Genomic DNA, 20,441 nt, shown 5'->3' with positions numbered 1-20,441 from the left:
AACGGATGCGCAAGCTCACCTACTTCGTGGCCTCGACCATCGACGGGTATATCGCCACCCCGGACGGATCGGTCGATTTCTTCCCGGTCGGCGGTGACCACGGCCCGGCCATCACCGCGCAGTATCCGGAGACGCTGCCGACCAAGATCCGGGAATCGCTCGGGATCGACAGTCCGGGCGAGAGCTTCGACACCGTGCTGATGGGCCGCAAAACCCACGATTTCGGCGTGCGGACCGGCACGTCGAGCCCGTATTCGCATCTGCGGCAGTTCGTCGTGTCGAGCACCCTGCCGGGCGCTCCGGACCGGGACGTCGAGTTGATCTCCGCCGACCCGCTGGGACGCGTGCGCGGACTCAAACAGGAGCAGGGGTCGGGCATCTGGTTGTGCGGCGGCGGCGAACTGGCTCAGGCGCTGCTGCCGGAGATCGACCAGATCTTCCTGAAGTTGTATCCGATCGTGCTGGGGCACGGCCGCCCGCTGTTCGGCGCGGGACCGCGGCTGCCGGAGCCGGCGCTGTTCCGGGTCCTCACGGGCCGCGTGTTCGAGGACGGGGTGGCGTTCGTCAAGTACAGCCGGATCCGCTAGTGGACGGTCACGTTCCGGGTCCGGTGGCCGCGCTGCGCGAGATCGCGTTCTGGATGGAACGCGATCGCGCCCAGACCCATCGAGTCAAGGCCTACCGGCGCGCGGCCGATGTCGTGGCCGAGCTGCCGGACGCCGATTTCGATCGGTACCGCGAATCCGGTGCCTGGCAGGAACTTTCGGGTATCGGACCCAAGACCGCCGCGGTGATCGAGCAGGCCGTGGCCGGTGCCGTGCCGCAGCGCCTGGCCGAATTGCGTTCCGCCGCACAGCCGATCGCACCCGCGGGCGCCGAGGTCCGCGCGTTGCTGCGGGGCGATCTGCACACCCACTCCGACTGGTCCGACGGCGGCAGTCCGATCGAGGAGATGATGCGGACCGCGCAGGCGCTGGGCCACGAATACTGTGCGCTGACCGATCATTCGCCGCGCTTGAAGGTCGCCAACGGGCTCTCCGCGGAGCGGCTGCGCCGCTAGTTGGACGTGGTCGCCGAACTCAACGAGCGGCTGGCACCGTTTCGCATCCTCACCGGTATCGAGGTCGACATCCTCGACGACGGCACCCTCGACCAGGAGGCCGACCTGCTCGCCCGCTTGGATGTCGTTGTGGCCAGCGTGCATTCGAATCTGCGCGCCGACTCCGACACCATGACCAAACGCATGGTGTACGCGGTGGCGAACCCGAACGTCGATGTGCTCGGCCACTGCACGGGACGGTTGGTCGCCGGTAATCGTGGCATCCGGCCGGAATCGTCGTTCGACGCCGAACTCGTCTTCGAGGCCTGCCGCCGCTACGGGACGGCCGTGGAAATCAACAGCCGCCCCGAACGTCTCGATCCGCCGAGCCGGTTGCTGCGCCTGGCCGTGGAGATGGGCTGCCAGTTCAGCATCGATACCGACGCGCACGCTCCGGGCCAGCTGGACTGGCAGGGCTACGGCTGCGAACGTGCCGTGGCGAACGGGGTCCCGGCCGATCGCATCATCAACAGCCTTCCGCTGAGCGAACTCCTGGCGTTCACCGCGCGGTGACGCCGGTGATCGTCACAGGATCGCGAACGCGACGACCATGCCGATCGCCAGGTGTGCGGCGGCCACCAGCAGCGACTGAACTTGGTAGGTGGGCGATTTCAGCAGATCGCCGATGTGCAGGCCGACCAGCCATTCCAGCAGCCGGATGGAAACCACCTGCGCGATGATGCCCACCAGCCCGTAGATCCCGGTGGCGATGAGGCCCTCGGTGAGCCGACCGCCGGAGGAGTAGATCGCCAGCACCACGATCAACGCCATACTCACCATGCCCGCGGAGGCGATGACGACCGCGTTCGGATTCCCGGCGGCGACCATCTTGCGCAGCGGTCCGGGCGTCGAGCTGTCGATGGCCTGGAAGCCGATCAGCATCAGGGCCAGACCCAGCACCGCGTACAGCGCGATCGCGCCGACGCCGTGACCGACGGAGCTCCAATACCCTGATTCGAGCGCGAGGGTGGACGACACAGGTTCCTCCGGTGATGTTGATCGAGTCGCTGAATGCTACTTGGTCGGAATGCGATGCGGAACGAAGGTGGCGCCGTCGTCGGTGATCAGGCCGGGCGATTCGCGAATGCCGAGACCGGCGGAGGTGTCGCCGACGATCCAGGCGCCGAGCACCGGGCGCAGGCCGTCGAAATCCGGTAGCGGATCGAGGAGTTGGTAGACGAACCCCTCCTCGCCGTACACGCCGCCGGTCGAGGTTTCCATCCCGGCGCCGACGATGGTCATATTGGCGCCCTCACGACCCAGCTTCGGTTTGCGGATGTACTCGGTGAGTTCGTGCGGATCGTCGAGGTAGGCGGGCAGCAGATTCGGATGCCCGGGATACATCTCCCACAGCACCGCCAGCAGCGCCTTGTTGGACAGCAGCGTCTTCCACAGGGGTTCGACCCAGGCGGTCTCGGGGACCGAGTTCACCACGCGCTTGCCGAAATCGTCGTCGAGGGCCCATTCCCACGGGTACAGCTTGAAGATCGAACCGATCGGCGCCTCGGCCAGATCGACGAAACGCTCCAGCTCGGTGTCGAAGCCGATCTCCTCGATCGGCAGCGCGATGGTGTCGAACCCGGCCTCGGCGGCGGTTTCCTGCATATAGGCGGTGGTCACGTTGTCCTCGCCGGAGGCGTCGGCCGAGGACCAGGTGAAGTGCAACTGGTTGGTGGGCAGCTGGTCGAGCAGCTCGCCCCAGCGCTCGACGAGGCGTTCGTGCAGCGAATTCCACTGGTCGTCGTCGGGGTAGACGTCGGTGAGCCAATGCCACTGCACGATGGCCGCTTCCAGCAGCGAGGTCGGCGTATCGGCGTTGTACTCCAGCAGTTTCGCCGGTCCGCGGCCGTCGTAGCGCAGATCGAACCGTCCGTAGACGTAGGGGTCGCTGCGCTGCCACGACTTCTTGATCGGCTCCCAACTCCATTCGGGCAGGCCGAAATCGGCGAAACGCTCGGTGAGCACGATCTGCTCGACCGCGTGCAGGCACATCGAATGCAGCACTTCGACCTGGGCCTCGAGTGCGAGGATTTCGTCGAGATCGAATTCGTAGTGCACCGATTCGTCCCAGTACGGGCGCGACTGTCCGTTCGCATCGCGGCCGGGCGAGCCGAATACCAGACCTTGATCGGCGATGATCTTCTGCCAGCCGGTACGTTGCCGGTTGCGCATCCGACGCATCTAGGAGCCTCCACTGGTGGAACCGGATTTACTGCCGAGACCGCCTCGTACGACGGTCCCGCTCTTGGTGCTGACGGTGGCCTTCTTCGGCGCGACCGTGCTGCCGCCGACGGGCGCGCGCCCGACGGTGTTGTTGCCGCCGTAGTAGTAGCGGTACTGGTGGCCGTTGTAGAGGAAGATGCCGGGCCCGAGCCCGCCACCGCCGTAATAGCCGCCGCTGCTGGCGTAGGACTGTGCCCGTACGCAGTCGTCGTCGGGGACCACCTGCTGCTGCCCGTTGTCGTCGGTGATGCAGTAGGCCGTCACATTCGCCGGGCGGTGCGCGGCCTGGTAGGCGAGATAGCCGGTGCCGACCACGGCGGCGATGCCGGCGACCGCCACGCCGCCGATGAGCAGCCGTTTGCGGTTGCGCCGCTTGGTTTCCGCGGCCTCGGCCGCGGCCCGTTCGGCCTCTTCGGCGCGTTTGCGGGCCTTGTCGCGCGCTCGTGCCTCGGCCACCGTCGGCGGCCGGGGCTGGGTGACGCCGGCCTCCTGCCGCTGCATGCTGCCGCGCATGCGCCGAGGCTTGCCGGATTCGCCTGCGTCGCCGGGATTCTCCCCTTCGGATCCGGTCGAGCCCCCGGCGTCGGCGCCGAAAGCGTTGTCCGACAGCGGGTTCGGCACGCCAGGGGTGGCGAGGCCGGGAATCGGCGCGGTGGGGTCCGGGAAGCCGGGAAGAATGGGTGTGCCCGGAAGAGTCGGCGCGATATGCGGATTCGGGAGTGTGGGGTCCGGTTCGCCCAGCCGTCGCGTCGGCTCCGCCTCGGATGCGCCGCCCTCGTCGCCGGGCTGTGCGCCGAAACGCACCGTCGGATCCGAGGGCCCGATTCCCTTCGACTGTCCGGACTCCGGGCCGCCGCCGGTGCTGTCGTCCCCCGCGGACCCGGTGTCGCGGGAGTCGTGCGAATCCCGATCCCCGGGCCCGCCCGGCTCATGTGTTGCCAACGATCGACTCCTGTATCCCCGCCGCTACCGTTCCTCGAACCCGGTCATTCCGCCGAGGGCGGCGCCCCAGTTTTCCACAACCAGATCGACTCGACCAGGAGTGTCACCCGACCGCAACAATGCCAGCAAACGCTCGCACGCCGGTCGCGGACCCTCGGCCACCACGTGCACGCGCCCGTCCCGGGTATTGCGGGCGTGGCCCACCACACCGAGCTCCAGCGCCCGCGCGCGCGTCCACCAGCGGAACCCGACACCCTGCACGTAGCCGTGCACCCAGGCGCTGAGCCGGACGGGGTCGGGGCTCACGAGTCGATCTTGTCGATCTGGAACGTCAGGTTCACCGTGGTGCCCGCCTTCAGCGTCCGTCCCACGGTGCACACCTTGTCGATGGCGCGCTGCACGGTGACCAGCAATCGCTGACGACCGGCCTCGTCGAGTTCGGACAGGTCCAGCTCGACGACCTCCTTCAGCTCCGGATACACCTCGTTCTCGCGGTCGGCGTCGCCGGAGACGCGGATGGTGGTGTCGTAGTTCTCGCCGAGCCGGTTGGACAGCGGGAAGTCCGAACTCATTCCGGTGCAGGCGGCCAGCGCGATCTTCAGCAGCTCACCGGGGGTGAACACGCCCTCGACGCCGTCGGAGCCGATGAGCACCTCCGCCCCGCGCGAACTGCGCCCGGTGTAGCGGCGGGTGCCGGTCCGCTCCACCCACAGGTCGGTCACCGGCTTCGGTGCCTTGGTCTGCGGTGCGGCCGCGCCGGTCGCGGGCTGCGCCGAGGCGGCGGCGGTGGGTGCGGCGGAGTTGGCGGTCTGTTCGGACATACCGTCGATCCTGCCATCGGGCCCGGCGCAGCCGCATCGCACACCGGCTTTCACCACGGCGTGAATGGGTGGTTGTGTCCGATATCACCGGATTTGCCCAGCTCGGACGCGGTCGGGTCAGGCCTGGAAGCGGTACCCCATGCCGGCCTCGGTCAGCAGATGTTTCGGCTGGGACGGATCGTCTTCGAGTTTGCGCCGCAGCTGCGCCAGATACACCCGCAGATAGTGGGTTTCGGTCGCGTACGTCGGCCCCCACACCTCGCGCAGCAGTTCGCGGCGCCCCACCAGCTTGCCCTGATTGCGCACCAGCATCTCCAGCACACCCCACTCGGTCGGAGTGAGGTGCACGTCGCGGCCGCCGCGCACGACCTTCTTCGCCGCGAGATCGACGGTGAACGAGGAGGTTTCGACAATCGGCGCGGACTCCTCGGCCGCCGAGGCGGAACGCCGCACCGCCGCCCGCAGGCGGGCCAGCAGCTCGTCCATACCGAACGGCTTGGTGACGTAGTCGTCGGCTCCGGTATCGAGGGCCTGCACCTTGTCCGAGGAATCGGTGCGGGCCGAGAGCACGATGACCGGCATCGAACTCCAGCCGCGAATTCCGGCCAGCACCTCGACGCCGTCGATATCGGGCAGGCCCAGATCCAGCACGACCACGTCGGGATGCTTCTCCGCCGCCGCCCGCAGGGCCGCCGCGCCCGTGGCCGCGGTGATCACCTCGTAGCCGCGCACCGACAGGTTGATCCGCAGCGCGCGCAGGATCTGCGGTTCGTCGTCGACGACCAGCACCCGGACGGCGGCCGGCGGTCGTTCGGACGATGTCACGACGCCTCCTGTGTTCTGCGGGACACCCGCACCCGGTCGGCGTCGCGCGCGGGCTGCGCAGTGTGGCTCACGACGCCTCCTGTGTATGGCCGGCCGGCAGCTCGATCACCATGGTCAGACCACCTCCCGGCGTCGGCTCGGCGTGGACGGTGCCACCCATCGCCTCGACGAATCCGCGAACCACCGACAGGCCCAGGCCCACGCCGGTCGAATTGTCGCGGTCGCCCAATCGTTGGAACGGTTCGAACATCTGGTCCTCGAGTCCGGTCGGAACGCCCGGACCGTAATCGACCACTGTGATGGATACCCGGTCGCCGTCGCGTTCGGCGCCAACCCGCACCGGTGTGTCGGGGACCGGCGTCGCGGCCGGCGCCGAGTAACGCAGCGCGTTGTCGATCAGATTCGCCAGCACCCGTTCCAGCAGGCCGCTGTCGGCGTAGACCGAGACCTCGCCGACCTCGACCTTGACCCGGTCCATCGCCGCCTGGCGGACACCGCGGGTCCCCATCCCGACACCGACGACCGCGCGGTTGACCACCTCCTCCAGGTACACCTGTTTGAGGTTGGGCTCCACCGCGCCGGCCGCGAGCCGCGAGGAGTCGAGCAGATTGCCGACGAGCGCGGTGAGCTGATCGGTGGATTCCTCGATGGTTTCCAGCAATTCGGCGGTATCGGCGGGGGAGAACTGCACGTCCTCACTGCGCAGACTCGACACCGCCGCCTTCGCCGCGGCCAGCGGCGTGCGCAGGTCGTGGCTGACCGCCGACAACAGCGCGCGGCGCAGCCGATCGGTCGCCATCACACCCGCGGCGGCCTGGGCCTGGTCGGCGAGTTCGCGCTGGCGCACGAGCCCGGCCGCCTGCCCGGCCACCGCCGCGAGCACCCGGCGGTCTCCGGGTGTCAGCGCGCGCCCGCTGAGCAGCAGCCAGTGTTCCTCGTCGCCGGCGCCGATCGCGGTATCGGCGGCGCCGGGTGTGCGCGCCGGATCGTGACCGACGCAGGCGATCACCTCCGCGTCGCTGACGAAACTCACCGCGCGCTGCCGGTAGATCTCGCGGGCCCGCTCGAGCAGATCGGGCAGGTCGGCGCCGTGCAGGATCGCCCCGGCGAACAGGGTCAGCAGCTCGGCTTCGCGGGAGGCGGTGCGTGCCTCGCGGGTGCGATTGGCGGAGATGTCGACCAGTGCCGCCACCGCCACCGCGACCCCCGCCATCACGACGATGGTCAGGAAATTGTTGGGTTCGGCGATGGTGAGACTATGCCGCGGGGTGGTGAAGAACCAGTTCAGCAGCAGCCCGCCCGATACCGCCGACAACGCGGCCGGCGCGACGCCGCCGAGCAGCGCGACCGCGATCACGCCGATGAAATACATCGCGCTCTCACCGGCCAGATCCAGGCGCGAATCCAGCCACAGGTAGCAGACCAGGGTGATCAGGGTGGGCACCACCAGCGCCGCCAGCCACGACACCGTCGGCCGCTGCCGCCGCAGCAGGGCCGACCAGCGCAGCCCTCGTTGCGCCTCCTCGTGGGTGACCATGTGGACGTCGATACTGCCCGAGCGCTGCACCACGGTCGCGCCGATGCCCTGGTCGAGGATGCGCGCCCAGCGCGAGCGCCGGGAAGTGCCCACCACCAGCTGGGTGGCGTTGACCTGCCGGGCGAAATCCAGCAGGGCGTTGGGGACGTTCTCGCCGGTCACCGTGTGCAGGCTGGAACCGAGCCCGGCCGCCAGCTCACGCAGCCGATGCAGCCGTTGCGCCGACACTCCGGCCAGTCCGTCGCCGCGCACCACGTGCACGACGACCAGCTCGGCGCTGGATTTGGTGGCGATGCGGCTCGCTCGCCGCACGATCGTCTCCGATTCCGGGCCGCCGGTCACCGCGACGACCACGCGTTCGCGCGCCTCCCAGGTCGCGGTGATCTTGTGATCGGCCCGGTATTTGGCCAGCGCGGCGTCGACCTGATCGGCCAGCCACAACAGGGCCAGTTCGCGCAACGCGGTGAGATTTCCGGGCCGGAAGTAGTTGCGCAGCGCCGCGTCGACCTTGTCGGCGGCGTAGACGTTGCCGTGAGAAAGCCTGCGCCGCAACGCCTCCGGCGTGATGTCGACCAGTTCGACCTGATCGGCGCCGCGCACCACCCAATCCGGCACGGTTTCGCGCTGCACGACGCCGGTGATCTGCTCGACGACGTCGTTGAGGCTGTCCAGGTGCTGGACGTTGACCGTGGAGATGACGTCGATACCGGCGTCGAGCAGTTCGTGGACGTCCTGCCAGCGCTTCTCGTTCTTCGATCCCGGCACGTTCGTATGCGCGAGTTCGTCCACCAACGCCACGGCCGGCGCCCGCCGCAATACCGCGTCGATATCCAGTTCGGGCAACGTCGTGCCGCGGTAGGTGCGCATCGCCGGCGGTATGCGTTCGATGCCCTCGAGCAGTTCCGCGGTCTTGCCGCGCCCGTGCGTCTCCACCACCGCGGCGACCACGTCGCGGCCACGGCCCAATCGCCGGTGCGCCTCGCCGAGCATGGCGTAGGTCTTTCCCACGCCGGGCGCGGCCCCGAGGTAGATGCGTAGTTGTCCGCGCTTCACAGGTCCATCATCGCGCGATTCGGACGACGTGGACGGCGCGAAACCCGGAGGGCCCGGGGGGTTCGCCCGCCGGCCACGCGCAGGCTCAGCGCGCAGCTGACGAAGACGATGATCACCATCGCCGCGACCGCGAAATCCGGCACTGTCTTCTCCTCACGACCCGGTGATTGCCGTTGTGCCGGTCGACTGTGCGGACCGGACAACACACTGTGCACCGCCACGCGGGGCCGGTCGCCGATCTTTACGACTCCTTGACGGGCTCGCGGGCGACCTTGACGGCGCGGCAGCGGGACCGCGACGGCCTGTAAGCACCCCGTCAATGCCGTCGCCGCGACCGCTAAGAAGCCGTCAACGCCGTCGAAATCGGTCGTTTCGCGAGCTTGACTCACTGCGGCGCATTCGCTTCCGGATGCCGTCAACAGAGAGGTATGCACTATGTCTGTCGCGGTGTTCACCGTCGTGACCGTGGCGATCTTCGCCCTGCTCGGCCTGCTCCAACGGGGGGTGGAACGGCTGTGATCGCGAACATCGTCGGTCTGATCCTGGCGCTCGGCGTCGCTGTCTACATGGTCGCGGCGCTGCTGTTCCCGGAAAGGTTCTAGGTGAGCACAACCACTGCCGGGGTCGTCTTCGTGGCGACCCTGATCATCGCGCTCGCGGCGGTCCACATCCCGCTCGGCGACTACATGTACCGGGTGTATTCGGGCACGAAACACTCGCCGGCCGAACGCATCGTCTATCGCGCCATCGGGGTCCAGCCCGGCGTGGAGCAGACCTGGGGCGTCTACGCCCGCAGCGTGCTGGCCTTCTCCGCGATGAGCGTGCTGGCGCTGTTCTTCCTGCAGCTGATCCAGGGCCACCTGCCGCTGCATCTGCGCGAGCCCGGAACCGAGATGACCGCGGCGCTGGCGTGGAATACCGCGATCAGCTTCGTCACCAACACCAACTGGCAGAACTACGCCGGTGAGTCGACTCAGGGACATCTGGTCCAGATGGCGGGCCTGGCCGTGCAGAACTTCGTCTCGGCCGCGGTCGGGATGGCGGTCGCGGTCGCGCTGGTGCGCGGATTCGCTCGCCGCCACACCGGCGACCTCGGCAACTTCTGGGTCGACCTGGTGCGCGGCACCCTCCGGATCCTGCTGCCCATCGCGTTCGTGTTCGCGATCGTGCTGATCGCCGGCGGCGCGATCCAGAACTTCCACCTGCACGATCAGGTGGCGCAGACGATCACCGGTGCGACGCAGACGATTCCGGGCGGGCCGGTCGCCTCGCAGGAAAGCATCAAGGAGCTGGGCACCAACGGTGGCGGCTTCTTCAACGTCAACTCCGCGCACCCCTTCGAAAACCCGACGGCCTGGACCAACTGGGTCGAGATCTTCCTGATCCTGCTGATCGCCTTCTCGCTGCCGCGCACCTTCGGCCGCATGGTGGGAAGCACCAGGCAGGGTTGTGCGATCGCGTCGGTGATGGGCGTACTCGCGCTGATCAGCGTGACGCTGACCAACTTCCTGCAACTGCGCCATCACGGCACCGTGCCGTCGGCGGTCGGCTCGGCGCTCGAGGGCGTCGAAACACGGTTCGGCGTAGCGGATTCCGCGACATTCGCCACGTCCACGACGCTGACCTCCACCGGCGCCGTCGACTCCGCCCACGATTCCTACACCAGCCTCGGCGGCCTGATGACGATGGTGAACATGCAGCTGGGTGAGGTCGCGCCCGGCGGTGTCGGGTCGGGCCTGTACGGCATGTTGATCCTGGCCGTGATCACCGTCTTCGTCGCCGGACTGATGGTCGGGCGCACACCGGAATATCTCGGCAAGAAGATCACCCCGCGCGAAATCAAGTTCGCCGCATCGTATTTCCTGGTCAGTCCGCTGATCGTGCTGGTGGGCACCGCGCTCGCGATGGCGTTGCCGGGCGAGCGCGCGGCCATGGCGAATTCCGGTCCGCACGGCCTGTCGGAGGTGCTCTACGCCTTCACCTCGGCCGCCAACAACAACGGGTCGGCTTTCGCCGGGCTCAGCGGCAACACCGTCTGGTGGAATACCGCCCTCGGCCTGGCGATGGTGTTCGGCCGATTCGTTCCCATCATCCTGGTTCTCGCGCTGGCCGGATCGCTGGCCGGCCAGGGGCATACGCCGGAATCGCTCGGCACGTTGCCGACGCACCGGCCGCAGTTCGTCGGCATGGTCGCCGGCGTGACGCTGATCCTGGTCGCCCTCACCTTCCTGCCCATGCTGGCGCTCGGGCCGCTCGCCGAAGGAATCCACTGAAATGACCGCTGCGACAACTGATTCCGGGGCGGATCTACGCCGCGCCGAACCGTCCGCGCGCCGAGGCGGCCGTGGCATGTTCGATCCGGCGATGCTGGCCCGGTCGCTGCCCGAGGCCCTGCGCAAACTGGATCCGCGCACACTGTGGCGCAATCCGGTGATGCTGATCGTGGAGATCGGCGCACTCTGGTCCACGATCCTCGCCGTCGCCCACCCCACGGTCTTCGCCTGGGCGATCGTGATCTGGCTGTGGCTGACGGTGATCTTCGCCAACCTGGCCGAGGCGGTCGCCGAGGGCCGAGGGAAGGCGCAGGCCGACACGTTGCGAAAGGCCAAGACCGACACCGTCGCCCGGCGACTGGTCAACTGGCATCCGGGCGCCGAGGCGCCGCTCGAGGAAAGGGTTCCCGCACCCGAACTGCGGCGCGGCGACTATGTGGTGGTCGAGGCCGGGCAGGTGGTTCCGGGTGACGGTGACGTCGTGGAGGGCATCGCCTCGGTCGACGAATCGGCGATCACCGGGGAATCGGCGCCGGTGATCCGCGAATCCGGCGGCGACCGGTCCGCGGTCACCGGCGGCACCACCGTGCTCTCGGACCGCATCGTCGTCGAGATCACCCAGGAGCCGGGCGGCAGTTTCATCGACAAGATGATCGCCCTGGTCGAGGGCGCCAGCCGGCAGAAAACACCCAACGAGATCGCGCTGAACATCCTGCTGGCCGCGTTGACGATCATCTTCGTGTTCGCGGTCGTGACGCTGCAGCCGCCGGCGATCTTCGCCAAGGCGAACAATCCGGGAGTCGGCGACAGCGCGGCGCTGAACGCGCACGGTGTCACCGGCATCGTCATGGTGTCGCTGCTGGTCTGTCTCATCCCGACCACGATCGGCGCACTACTGTCGGCGATCGGCATCGCGGGAATGGACCGGCTCGTCCAGCGCAATGTGCTGGCGATGTCGGGTCGCGCGGTCGAGGCCGCCGGCGATGTGAACACGCTGCTGCTCGACAAGACCGGCACCATCACCCTCGGCAACCGGCAGGCCGCGGGCTTCGTCGCCATGCCGGGCGTCACCGAGGACGAGATGGCCGACGCCGCACAGCTTTCCAGCCTCGCCGACGAGACACCCGAGGGCCGCTCGATCGTGGTGTTCGCGAAATCCGCGTACGGCAAACGCGAACGCACCCCAGGTGAGCTCGCGGACGCGAACTGGGTGGAGTTCACCGCCCAGACCCGGATGTCCGGCGTAAATCTGCGGGACGGGCATCAGTTGCGCAAGGGCGCCGCGAGTGCGGTCACGGAATGGGTTCGGGCTCACGGTGGTTCGGTGCCGGAGGAGGTCGGGCGGACCGTGGACGGTATCTCGGCCTCCGGTGGCACACCGCTGGTGGTCGGCGAACTGCTCGACGGGCGGGCCCGGCTACTGGGCGTGGTTCACCTGAAGGATGTCGTGAAGAAGGGCATGCGGGAACGCTTCGACGAGATGCGCCGCATGGGAATTCGCACGGTCATGATCACCGGCGACAACCCGCTGACCGCCAAGGCGATCGCGGACGAGGCCGGGGTCGACGACTTCCTGGCCGAGGCCACCCCCGAGGACAAGCTGGCGCTGATCAAGAGCGAACAGGCCGGCGGACGCCTGGTCGCCATGACCGGCGACGGCACCAACGACGCGCCGGCCCTGGCGCAGGCCGACGTCGGCGTCGCGATGAACACCGGGACGTCGGCGGCCAAGGAAGCCGGCAACATGGTCGATCTGGATTCGGATCCGACCAAGTTGATCGAGATCGTCGAGATCGGCAAACAGTTGCTGATCACCCGGGGCGCGCTGACGACCTTCTCCATCGCCAACGACATCGCCAAGTACTTCGCGATCATTCCGGCGCTGTTCGTGGCGTTGTTCCCCGGCCTGGACGTGCTCAACGTGATGCGGTTGCACAGTCCGCAGTCGGCGATCCTGTCCGCGGTGATCTTCAACGCGATCGTCATCGTGGCGCTGATCCCGCTGGCGTTGCGCGGGGTCGACTATCGTCCGTCGAGCGCGTCGAAACTGTTGAGCCGCAACCTCGCCCTGTACGGAGCGGGCGGCATCGTCGCCCCGTTCATCGGCATCAAACTCATCGACCTTGTCGTCCGATTCCTGCCTGGGATGTCCTGATATGCCTTCGTTCTCGATGCGATACACCACCTGGTTCCGCCAGCATCTGGCCGCGGTGCGGGCACTGCTCGTGCTGACGGTGATCACCGGAATCGCCTATCCGCTGGCCGTTTTCGCGGTCGCCCAGCTGCCGGGCCTGCACGACAGGGCCGAGGGCTCGCTCGTCCACCGCGACGGAAAACTGGTGGGTAGCAGTCTCATCGGTCAGGCGTTCACCGACGGCAACGGCACGGCGCTGCCGCAGTACTTTCAGACCCGGCCGTCGAATTCCGTGCCCGCCGACGGTAGCCGCCCCGACGGCTACGACCCCACCAACACCGGCTTCGGCAACAAAGGTCCCGAGGACGTCGTCGACACCCTGGCAGCCGACCCGTCGCAGACGAAGACCGGTTTGCTGACCACGGTCTGCACGCGCAGCAAACAGATCGGCGAACGCGAGGGCGTCTCCGGCGCACGACCGTTCTGCACGCCCGGCGGGGTCGGTGCGGTGCTGGCGGTCTTCGGTCCCCGTGACGGCCACGGGCAGGTCACCGCGCCCACGAAGGTCGTCAGCGTGAACGAGGCGTGCCCGGCGGTGCCGTTTCAGGACGCCTACCGCGGCGTCCGGGTGGACTGTGCCCAGCCCGGGACGGACTATTCGGCCGGGCTGATGGTCCCCGTCCGCGGTGACGCGCCGGCCGACACCCCGGTGCCCTCCGACGCGGTCACCGCATCCGGATCCGGACTGGATCCGCATATCTCGCCGCGCTACGCACAGATCCAGAGCGCGCGGGTGGCGGCCGCGCGGGGTATCCCGGCCGAGCAGGTCGCAGCCGTGGTGGCGGCGCACACCGACGGGCGCGACCTGGGCTTCCTGGGCGAACCCCGGGTCGACGTCCTCGGCGTGAATCTCGAGCTGGACCAGCGCTACCCGACGCGGCGCTGAATCTCGGCGCCGCCGAGACGGCGTGCCGTGGCGATCGGTGCGGTGGCGATCAGGAATGCAGCGCGCTGCCGGCCACCCACTGATCCCACGGCACGATCCAGTCGCCGTTGTTCCACGAGGGCAGCGGCGGACCGCTGGTGTTGCGGACCTCGACCACATCGCCGGGGATCGCGAAGTTGTAGAACCAGCGGGCATTGTCGAGGTTCAGGTTCAGACAGCCGTGCGAGGTGTCGGTATTACCCTGCGCCCACACCGTGGAGTCGAGCTGGTGCAGATAGATCCCGTCGCCGCTGATCTGGGTGGCCCAGCCGATCGCCTCCTTGTAACCCAGGCGCGAGTTCACCGGCAGGCCGTAACTCGAGGAATCCATGATCACCGGATTGCCCTTGCCCATCACGGTGTAGATGCCCGCGGGGGTGTTGAAGTAGATCGTCTTACCGCCGACCTGCTCGCTGCCGCCGCGGCCCATCGAGGTGGGCATGGTGCGGATCAGTTTGCCGTTCTCGAACACCTGCACTTCGTGGGTGTTGTCGTCGGCGATGGATACGTGCGAGTCGCCGATGGTGAAGCTGGTCTTCGAGTCCTCCTGGCCGAACAGGCCGGGCCCCAGCTGCGCGCCGAAGATGTTCGCCGCGACGGTGACCTTGGTGCCGGGCTGCCAGTACTGCTGGGGCCGCCAGTGCGCGTTCTTGTCGTCGAGCCAGTACCACGAACCCTGGACCTGCGGTTCCGTCGTCACCGAGAGACGCTTCTCGGCCGCCGCGCGATCACCGACCGCCTCGTCGAAATGGGCGACGATCACGGTGCCCACGCCGTAGGTTCCGCCCTCGGCCAGCGGCTGCCCGCCGGTGGTGGTCAGATACGCCTTGACCTGGTTGCTGGGAGTGAGCGTGGTGAAGGACGAGGTCATCGGACCGCTGAGTCCGGTGACGGTGATGCCCTTGGCGGTCATGGTGTAGTTGTGGCCGTAACCGAGTGGAACCTTCGGCTTCCACGCGGTGCGCTCCGGGTTGAGCGTGCCGTCGACCGGTTTGCCTTCTTCGTTGGTCAACGTCACATCCGTGAGGATGCCGTCGGTTGCGCTCACCTCGATGGTGCCGAGCGGATCGACGTCGGCACTACCCGTGGCCGGGACCATCGCAATGGCCGGCGCGGCGGGCCCCGGGGTGCCGCGCGTCGGATTCGACGCCGGCTCCGGGGATGACGAGCACGCGGCCATCAGCGTCGTCACCAGGGCGATAGCTCCCAGCGCGGCACTGAATCGGCAGCGGCGAGTGGACATGGTGTCTCCTGCGTTCGACGTGCGCCTGAGCAAGCCCTCGCAGCGCACCAATCGCCTTACTGTCTCGGTACGTAGTTTACGGGGCTTTTTCAGGTGCTTGCACCTCGGTGGTGTTGCCCCGTGTTTACGCATCGTGGTCCCGGGTACTCCAGTTACTGTTGTGTGCCCAGTGGGCGCTCGAGGACCGATCGGCCGGCGTGTCCGGCGTGGGTGGTCCGCCACCGATGTCTGTTAGGGATGTGTGGTTATGAGAGAACGGTGCGAGACCACAGGCTGCGCGGCCGCTCGCACTGCTGACGAACGGACGGGTCGGGGAACCACGCTCCGATGACGCGCAGCTGGACGAGGTGTAGCGATGAGTGCAAATTTGATGATCGTAGAGGACGACGACCGGGTTCGCAGTGCGCTGCGACTGGCCATGGAGGACGAGGGCTACGACGTCGCCGAGGCCGAGGAGGCCGAGGATGCGCTCGAACATCTGCGTGACAACGGCGCACCGGATGTGATGATCGTGGATCTGATGCTGGGGGAGATGGACGGATTCACCTGTATTCGTGAGATTCGTCGCGATCACGACGTGCCGATCATCGTGGTCAGCGCGCGGGACGACACCCACGACGTGGTGGCCGCGCTGGAGGCCGGCGCCGACGACTTCGTCACCAAGCCGTTCGAAATCAAGGAGATCACCGCCCGGATGCGGGCCCTGCGCCGCCGCGCCCAGCAAACCGTGGAGCCGCCGGCCCCGCAGGAGATCGTGCTCGACGCCTATCCCGAAGCGCCGCTGGTGCTTTCGGCCGACGGCGGCACCGTCCACCGCGGCGACGAGGAGTTGCACCTCACCCTCACCGAATTCCGGTTGCTGTGCGAACTGGCCGAGACCCCCGGCCGGGTGCTGTCGCGCAGCGTCCTGCTCGAACGGGTCTGGGACCGTGGGTTCTTCGGGGACGAGCGGATCGTGGACGTGCACGTCCGGCGGCTGCGGACCAAGATCGAGCGCGACCCGTCGGAGCCGGCGATCGTGGTAACCGTGCGCGGGCTCGGCTACCGCCTCGATGTGCAGCGCTAGATTTCCGCGCCTGCCCCGCCGCCAGATTCTGCGCGGTCGCGTGATCGTCGCTTTCACCGTCACGGGGCTGGTCTCGGCACTGCTGGCGGTGCTGATCGCGAAGCTCGACGGCGGCGGATGGCGCACCGCGCTGGCCTGCGCGCTCGGCGGCACCGTGATCGGCGCCATCTTCGGAATCTGGTTGTCGCACCGTTTGCTGGAACCGTTGCGCCAGGTCACGGGCACCGCGGCCAAGATCGCCTCCGGTGAGCTCGGCACCCGGTTGCCCGATACCGACGACCCCGATCTGGCTCCCACCGTGGACGCGTTCAACACCATGGTCGACTCGCTGCAGAACCGCATCGATCGCGAACGGCGGCTGGTGGGTGATGTGAGTCACGAACTGCGCACCCCGCTGACCACGCTCACCACCAGCGTCGGGGTGATGTCTCGCTACGAGGATCAACTTCCGGAACGGTCGCGGCGAGCGCTGGAACTGGTCCGCGCCGAACTCGACCATCTGCGCAGGTTGCTCGACGATCTGCTGGCGCTGGCCCGGGCCGAGGCGCGCATGCACGGCGCCGACGCCGAACCGCTGTCGGTGCGCGAACTGCTCACCCACACCCTCGCGGAAATGCACTATTCACCGGAACTGCTGACCGTCGCCGACGACGGAATCGTGACCGGGCGAAAGCTCGAACTCGAGCGAGCGCTGGTGAATTTGCTCGAGAATGCGCAGCGGCACGGCGGCGGGGTGATCGCGGTGGGGGTCGCGCGCGCCGAGGACGAAATGGTGATCACGGTCGACGACGCCGGCCCGGGAGTGGCGCCACAGGATCGGCAACGCATCTTCGAAAGATTCGTGACGGTGCGCCGCGGGAAACGTTCGGGCACCGGTATCGGATTGGCTTTGGTGGCCGAAACCGTTGCCGCCCACGGGGGCCGCGTGAAATGTGACGACCGTCCCGGCGGAGGCGCCCGATTCATGGTGTGGCTGCCCACCGTGACGAAATTCACCGATCATACTTCTGTAACACAACCGTAAAGTAGTCGCACGATAGACCTCAACGTTCGCGGGCAATTCTGAAGAGGTGATGCAGACCCGAACGCGGAGTATGTCGTTCAGTTCTCCGGCAACCGACGAGTCGAACGGCCGTCGGCACGTTTCCTCCCAGACGCTGATTCGTCGGCCGCGGGTGGACGACGGAGCGCGGATGTGGCGAATCGCAGTGGATTCCCAAGTGCTCGACGCCAATTCGAGTTACGCGTATCTGCTGTGGAGCCGTGACTTCGCCTCGACCACCGTCGTGGCCGAAATCGACTCGGAGATAGCAGGATTCGTCACCGGATATCTGCGCCCGGAATCGCCGGACACACTGTTCATCTGGCAGGTAGCCGTCGATCACGCCTTCCGCGGCCGCGGAGTGGGCGTTGCAATGCTGGATCGGCTCGTCGAAGACGTTGCCGACCAAGGTGTTTCGAAGTTGGAGACAACCGTTTCGCCGGACAACGAAGCCTCGCTGGCAATGTTCGCGTCACTGGCCCGGCGCCGTGACGCGGAAATGACGCGAGAAACGTTGTTCGAGCCAGAAGATTTTCCGGACGGGCACGAATCGGAGGACCTGTACCGGATCGCGCCACTGCAGGGTGACGCAAAACGATAGGAAGGATCATCGATGACCACCGCTGAGATGACCGTTTTCGAATCGCTCGAATCGAATGTCCGTGGATATTGCCGCTCGTGGCCCACGCTGTTCGACACCGCCTCCGGCGCCTGGCTGCGCGACGGTAGCGGACGTGATTACCTCGATTTCTTCGCGGGCGCGGGAGCGCTCAACTACGGGCACAACAACCCCGTTCTCAAAGAAGCATTGATCGATTACATCGCACGTGACGGAATTACGCACGGACTCGATATGTCGACCGTCGCGAAGCGCGAATTGCTGGAGACGATCAACAACGTTCTGCTGGATCCGCGCGGCCTCGACTACAAGGTCCAGTTCCCCGGTCCCACCGGTGCGAACGCGGTGGAATCGGCGCTGAAACTGGCCCGCAAGGTGACCGGCCGCACGTCGATTCTGAATTTCACCAACGCATTCCACGGCATGACCCTCGGTGCGCTCTCGGTGACCGGTAACGCCACCAAGCGCGCGGGCGCGGGAGTACCGTTGAACCACGTGAATCCGATGCCCTACGACGGGTATCTGGAAGGCACCGACGATCTGGCGTGGATGGAGCGGGTCCTCGATGACAATTCCTCCGGTGTGGACAAGCCCGCGGCGGTGATCGTGGAAACCGTGCAGGGCGAGGGCGGCGTGAACGTCGCTCGGGCGCAGTGGCTGCGGCACCTGTCGGAGCTGTGCGCCGCGCGCGGAATTCTGCTCATCGTCGACGATGTGCAGATGGGCTGCGGCCGGACCGGACCGTTCTTCTCCTTCGAGATCGCCGGCATCACCCCCGACATCGTCACCCTGTCGAAGTCGATCGGTGGTTACGGCATGCCGCTGGCGCTGGTGCTGATGAAGCGCGAGCTGGACCAGTGGGCGCCCGGTGAGCACAACGGCACCTTCCGCGGCAACAACCCGGCGTTCGTGACCGCCCGCGTGGCGCTCGAGCACTACTGGACCGACCACCGGCTGGAGGAGTCCACCGCCGCCAAGGGCGAGAAGATCCGAAAGTCGTTCGAGGCCCTCTCGGAGAACTTCGAGGGTGTCTCGACCCGCGGACGCGGGCTGGTGCAGGGACTGGTGTTCGACGACGCCTCGGAGGCGGGCAAGGTCAGCAGCATCGCCTTCGAAGAGGGCCTGCTGGTGGAGACCTCCGGCGCCGAGGACCAGGTGGTCAAGCTGCTGCCGCCGCTGACCATTACCGACGACGAACTCGACCACGGCCTGGGCATCCTGGACCGGGCGGTGGACATGGCCCGAGGAGGCAACTGACCATGATCGTGCGAACCACTGCCGAGATCACCGGAACCGACCGCGACGTCGCGGCCGAGGACTGGCGCAGCAAGCGGATCATCCTCGGCGGCGACGGGGTGGGTTTCTCCTTCCACGAGACGACGATCCAGCCGAACACCGTGCACGAGTTCCACTACCAGAACCACGTCGAAGCGGTGTGGCTGGTGGAGGGCGAGGGCACGCTCACGGACCTGACCAACGACGTCACCTACGACCTGGCGCCGGGAACGATGTACCTGCTCAACGGACACGAGCGGCATCGGGTCGAGACCCGCACCCTGATGCGGATGCTGTGTGTGTTCAATCCTCCGGTCACGGGCAAGGAAGTTCACGACGAGAACGGCGTCTACCCGCTGGTGGCCGTAGGCGAGTAGTGATGTAGTTAGGAGGACGACGCCGCGATGACGTTGGCGGAGAGTCGAATCGACCGCTACCGGACCAGAACTGCCGTAGCGGTACCGCCGGTGGAGCGCACCGATCCCACGGTGTGGGGCACGGTCACCTCGCCGGAGCTGCAGAATTTCGATGCCGATGGGTACGCGATCATCGACGAGTTGCTGACTCCGATGGAGGTGGCCGATATCGCCACCGACATCGATCGGCTGGCCGCCGATCCGGTGTTGCGTGCCGACGAGCGGGTGATCATCGAGAAGAAGTCGAACAGCGTTCGTTCGATCTTCGAGGTGCACAAGATCAGCGCCGTGGTGGCGGAGCTGGTGCGTGACGAGCGGATCGTCGGGATGGCTCGCCAGATTCTCGGTTCCGAGGTCTACATCCATCAGAGCCGGGTGAACTACATGCCCGGTTTCGAGGGTGCCGGGTTCTACTGGCATTCGGATTTCGAGACCTGGCACGCCGAGGACGGGATGCCCTCACCGCGTGCGGTGAGCCTGTCGATCGCGCTGACCGACAACTATCCGTTCAACGGCAGTCTGATGCTGCTGCCGGGCTCGCACCGGCAGTTCATGCCGTGCCAGGGCGAGACTCCCGACGAGCACTACCGGGAATCGTTGCGCGAGCAGCAGATCGGTGTGCCCGCACAGGAGGATCTGGCCCAGCTGGCCGACAAGTACGGCATCGCGCAGTTCACCGGCGCACGCGGTTCGGCGCTGCTGTTCGATTCCAACATCATGCACGGTTCGTCGAACAACATCACGCCGTTCGCGCGCTCGAACGTCTTCCTGGTGTTCAACAGCGTGGAGAACACTCTCGAAGAACCGTATTCGGCCCTGCATCAGCGGCCGACCTATATCGCCTCGCGCGATTTCACCCCTCTGCGCTGAGCGGGGGGGTGACCCGAT

The 20,441-nt window shown here is 67.2% G+C and carries 20 protein-coding genes and 1 pseudogene; 12 read left to right on the top strand and 9 right to left on the bottom strand.

The window, feature by feature from the left end:
• Positions 1-5 precede the first annotated feature (5 nt).
• Together NMI01S_RS35660 and NMI01S_RS22710 are read left to right on the top strand one after the other, a co-directional pair.
• Positions 6-587: a dihydrofolate reductase family protein gene (locus tag NMI01S_RS35660; RefSeq protein ID WP_063000961.1), complete on the top strand. Its 582-nt coding sequence runs from the start codon at positions 6-8 to the stop codon at positions 585-587.
• Positions 587-1,612 (top strand): annotated as a pseudogene (locus tag NMI01S_RS22710) (PHP domain-containing protein). Before NMI01S_RS35660 ends, NMI01S_RS22710 begins: the two are co-directional and overlap by 1 nt.
• Positions 1,613-1,624: 12 nt before the next feature.
• Here NMI01S_RS22710 and NMI01S_RS22705 read toward each other — a convergent pair.
• From NMI01S_RS22705 to NMI01S_RS35005, 8 genes are all read right to left on the bottom strand, one after another.
• Positions 1,625-2,077 carry a DUF350 domain-containing protein gene (locus NMI01S_RS22705; RefSeq protein ID WP_063000295.1) on the bottom strand — a complete coding sequence of 151 codons (453 nt, stop codon included), beginning with the start codon at positions 2,075-2,077 and terminating at the stop codon, positions 1,625-1,627.
• 36 nt (positions 2,078-2,113) lie between these two features.
• Positions 2,114-3,280, bottom strand: coding sequence for a glutathionylspermidine synthase family protein (locus NMI01S_RS22700; RefSeq protein WP_039779855.1), 1,167 nt, complete (start codon positions 3,278-3,280; stop codon positions 2,114-2,116).
• On the bottom strand, positions 3,281-4,264 hold the full coding sequence (locus NMI01S_RS22695; RefSeq protein WP_245716981.1) for a hypothetical protein: 984 nt from the start codon (positions 4,262-4,264) through the stop codon (positions 3,281-3,283).
• A 24-nt stretch (positions 4,265-4,288) separates the two neighbouring features.
• Complete coding sequence (locus tag NMI01S_RS22690; protein WP_063000293.1) at positions 4,289-4,570, bottom strand: acylphosphatase; 282 nt, start codon at positions 4,568-4,570, stop codon at positions 4,289-4,291.
• Positions 4,567-5,085, bottom strand: coding sequence for an OsmC family protein (locus tag NMI01S_RS22685; protein ID WP_084513180.1), 519 nt, complete (start codon positions 5,083-5,085; stop codon positions 4,567-4,569). Before NMI01S_RS22685 ends, NMI01S_RS22690 begins: the two co-directional genes overlap by 4 nt.
• Positions 5,086-5,202: 117 nt before the next feature.
• The gene (locus NMI01S_RS22680; RefSeq protein WP_063000291.1) at positions 5,203-5,910 is read right to left on the bottom strand and encodes a response regulator; all 708 of its coding nucleotides are present in this window, start codon (positions 5,908-5,910) and stop codon (positions 5,203-5,205) included.
• 67 nt (positions 5,911-5,977) lie between these two features.
• Complete coding sequence (locus tag NMI01S_RS22675; RefSeq protein ID WP_063000289.1) at positions 5,978-8,500, bottom strand: DUF4118 domain-containing protein; 2,523 nt, start codon at positions 8,498-8,500, stop codon at positions 5,978-5,980.
• Positions 8,497-8,643, bottom strand: a complete 147-nt coding sequence (locus NMI01S_RS35005) for a hypothetical protein (RefSeq protein ID WP_157126313.1) — start codon at positions 8,641-8,643, stop codon at positions 8,497-8,499. Before NMI01S_RS35005 ends, NMI01S_RS22675 begins: the two co-directional genes overlap by 4 nt.
• Positions 8,644-8,928: 285 nt before the next feature.
• On the opposite strand from NMI01S_RS35005, the gene NMI01S_RS34330 reads away from it, so the two are divergent.
• Genes NMI01S_RS34330 through NMI01S_RS22660 form a run of 4 tightly spaced genes read left to right on the top strand, consistent with a single transcriptional unit; the run spans position 8,929 to position 13,853 of the window.
• Positions 8,929-9,102 carry a potassium-transporting ATPase subunit F gene (locus tag NMI01S_RS34330; protein ID WP_084513179.1) on the top strand — a complete coding sequence of 58 codons (174 nt, stop codon included), beginning with the start codon at positions 8,929-8,931 and terminating at the stop codon, positions 9,100-9,102.
• Entirely contained in the window at positions 9,103-10,773 is a 1,671-nt protein-coding gene (gene kdpA / locus NMI01S_RS22670) for a potassium-transporting ATPase subunit KdpA (protein WP_063000287.1), read from the top strand.
• Position 10,774: 1 nt separating this feature from the next.
• A complete protein-coding gene (gene kdpB / locus NMI01S_RS22665) occupies positions 10,775-12,928 on the top strand; it encodes a potassium-transporting ATPase subunit KdpB (RefSeq protein ID WP_063000285.1) in 2,154 nt (717 codons plus the stop codon).
• 16 nt (positions 12,929-12,944) lie between these two features.
• Positions 12,945-13,853: a potassium-transporting ATPase subunit C gene (locus tag NMI01S_RS22660; RefSeq protein ID WP_063000957.1), complete on the top strand. Its 909-nt coding sequence runs from the start codon at positions 12,945-12,947 to the stop codon at positions 13,851-13,853.
• Between the two features lie 49 nt (positions 13,854-13,902).
• Here NMI01S_RS22660 and NMI01S_RS22655 read toward each other — a convergent pair whose 3' ends face one another.
• The gene (locus tag NMI01S_RS22655) at positions 13,903-15,135 is read right to left on the bottom strand and encodes a L,D-transpeptidase (protein WP_063000284.1); all 1,233 of its coding nucleotides are present in this window, start codon (positions 15,133-15,135) and stop codon (positions 13,903-13,905) included.
• Positions 15,136-15,490: 355 nt separating this feature from the next.
• Between NMI01S_RS22655 and NMI01S_RS22650 the strand changes: the two genes are divergently transcribed.
• From NMI01S_RS22650 to thpD, 6 genes are all read left to right on the top strand, one after another.
• Positions 15,491-16,201 carry a response regulator transcription factor gene (locus tag NMI01S_RS22650; protein ID WP_036503729.1) on the top strand — a complete coding sequence of 237 codons (711 nt, stop codon included), beginning with the start codon at positions 15,491-15,493 and terminating at the stop codon, positions 16,199-16,201.
• Positions 16,202-16,241: 40 nt separating this feature from the next.
• Positions 16,242-17,225, top strand: coding sequence for a HAMP domain-containing sensor histidine kinase (locus NMI01S_RS22645; RefSeq protein WP_245716980.1), 984 nt, complete (start codon positions 16,242-16,244; stop codon positions 17,223-17,225).
• A 169-nt stretch (positions 17,226-17,394) separates the two neighbouring features.
• Positions 17,395-17,844: a diaminobutyrate acetyltransferase gene (ectA, locus tag NMI01S_RS22640; protein WP_063065010.1), complete on the top strand. Its 450-nt coding sequence runs from the start codon at positions 17,395-17,397 to the stop codon at positions 17,842-17,844.
• 12 nt (positions 17,845-17,856) lie between these two features.
• Positions 17,857-19,119, top strand: coding sequence for a diaminobutyrate--2-oxoglutarate transaminase (gene ectB / locus NMI01S_RS22635; RefSeq protein ID WP_063000280.1), 1,263 nt, complete (start codon positions 17,857-17,859; stop codon positions 19,117-19,119).
• Between the two features lie 2 nt (positions 19,120-19,121).
• Positions 19,122-19,514 (top strand): ectoine synthase, encoded by a 393-nt coding sequence (locus NMI01S_RS22630; protein WP_030513045.1) that lies wholly within the window; start codon positions 19,122-19,124, stop codon positions 19,512-19,514.
• 27 nt (positions 19,515-19,541) lie between these two features.
• Positions 19,542-20,423, top strand: coding sequence for an ectoine hydroxylase (gene thpD / locus NMI01S_RS22625; RefSeq protein ID WP_063000278.1), 882 nt, complete (start codon positions 19,542-19,544; stop codon positions 20,421-20,423).
• Positions 20,424-20,441: the final 18 nt, after the last annotated feature.

Source organism: Nocardia mikamii NBRC 108933, from assembly GCF_001613505.1.
Classification (GTDB): domain Bacteria; phylum Actinomycetota; class Actinomycetes; order Mycobacteriales; family Mycobacteriaceae; genus Nocardia; species Nocardia mikamii.
Note: the sequence above shows the minus strand (reverse complement) of the source record. Positions and strands in the feature narration are given on the sequence as shown.

Bases quoted from the DNA above. Each gene is read 5' to 3' on its own strand.
- NMI01S_RS22630 (WP_030513045.1), top strand. From the start codon at position 19,122: ATGATCGTGCGAACCACTGCCGAGATCACCGGAACCGACCGCGACGTC.
- ectB (WP_063000280.1), top strand. From the start codon at position 17,857: ATGACCACCGCTGAGATGACCGTTTTCGAATCGCTCGAATCGAATGTC.
- kdpB (WP_063000285.1), top strand. From the start codon at position 10,775: ATGACCGCTGCGACAACTGATTCCGGGGCGGATCTACGCCGCGCCGAA.
- NMI01S_RS22655 (WP_063000284.1), bottom strand. From the start codon at position 15,135: ATGTCCACTCGCCGCTGCCGATTCAGTGCCGCGCTGGGAGCTATCGCC.
- NMI01S_RS22650 (WP_036503729.1), top strand. From the start codon at position 15,491: ATGAGTGCAAATTTGATGATCGTAGAGGACGACGACCGGGTTCGCAGT.
- NMI01S_RS22660 (WP_063000957.1), top strand. From the start codon at position 12,945: ATGCGATACACCACCTGGTTCCGCCAGCATCTGGCCGCGGTGCGGGCA.
- thpD (WP_063000278.1), top strand. From the start codon at position 19,542: ATGACGTTGGCGGAGAGTCGAATCGACCGCTACCGGACCAGAACTGCC.
- NMI01S_RS34330 (WP_084513179.1), top strand. From the start codon at position 8,929: ATGCACTATGTCTGTCGCGGTGTTCACCGTCGTGACCGTGGCGATCTT.
- NMI01S_RS22700 (WP_039779855.1), bottom strand. From the start codon at position 3,280: ATGCGTCGGATGCGCAACCGGCAACGTACCGGCTGGCAGAAGATCATC.
- NMI01S_RS35660 (WP_063000961.1), top strand. From the start codon at position 6: ATGCGCAAGCTCACCTACTTCGTGGCCTCGACCATCGACGGGTATATC.
- ectA (WP_063065010.1), top strand. From the start codon at position 17,395: ATGTGGCGAATCGCAGTGGATTCCCAAGTGCTCGACGCCAATTCGAGT.
- NMI01S_RS22685 (WP_084513180.1), bottom strand. From the start codon at position 5,085: ATGTCCGAACAGACCGCCAACTCCGCCGCACCCACCGCCGCCGCCTCG.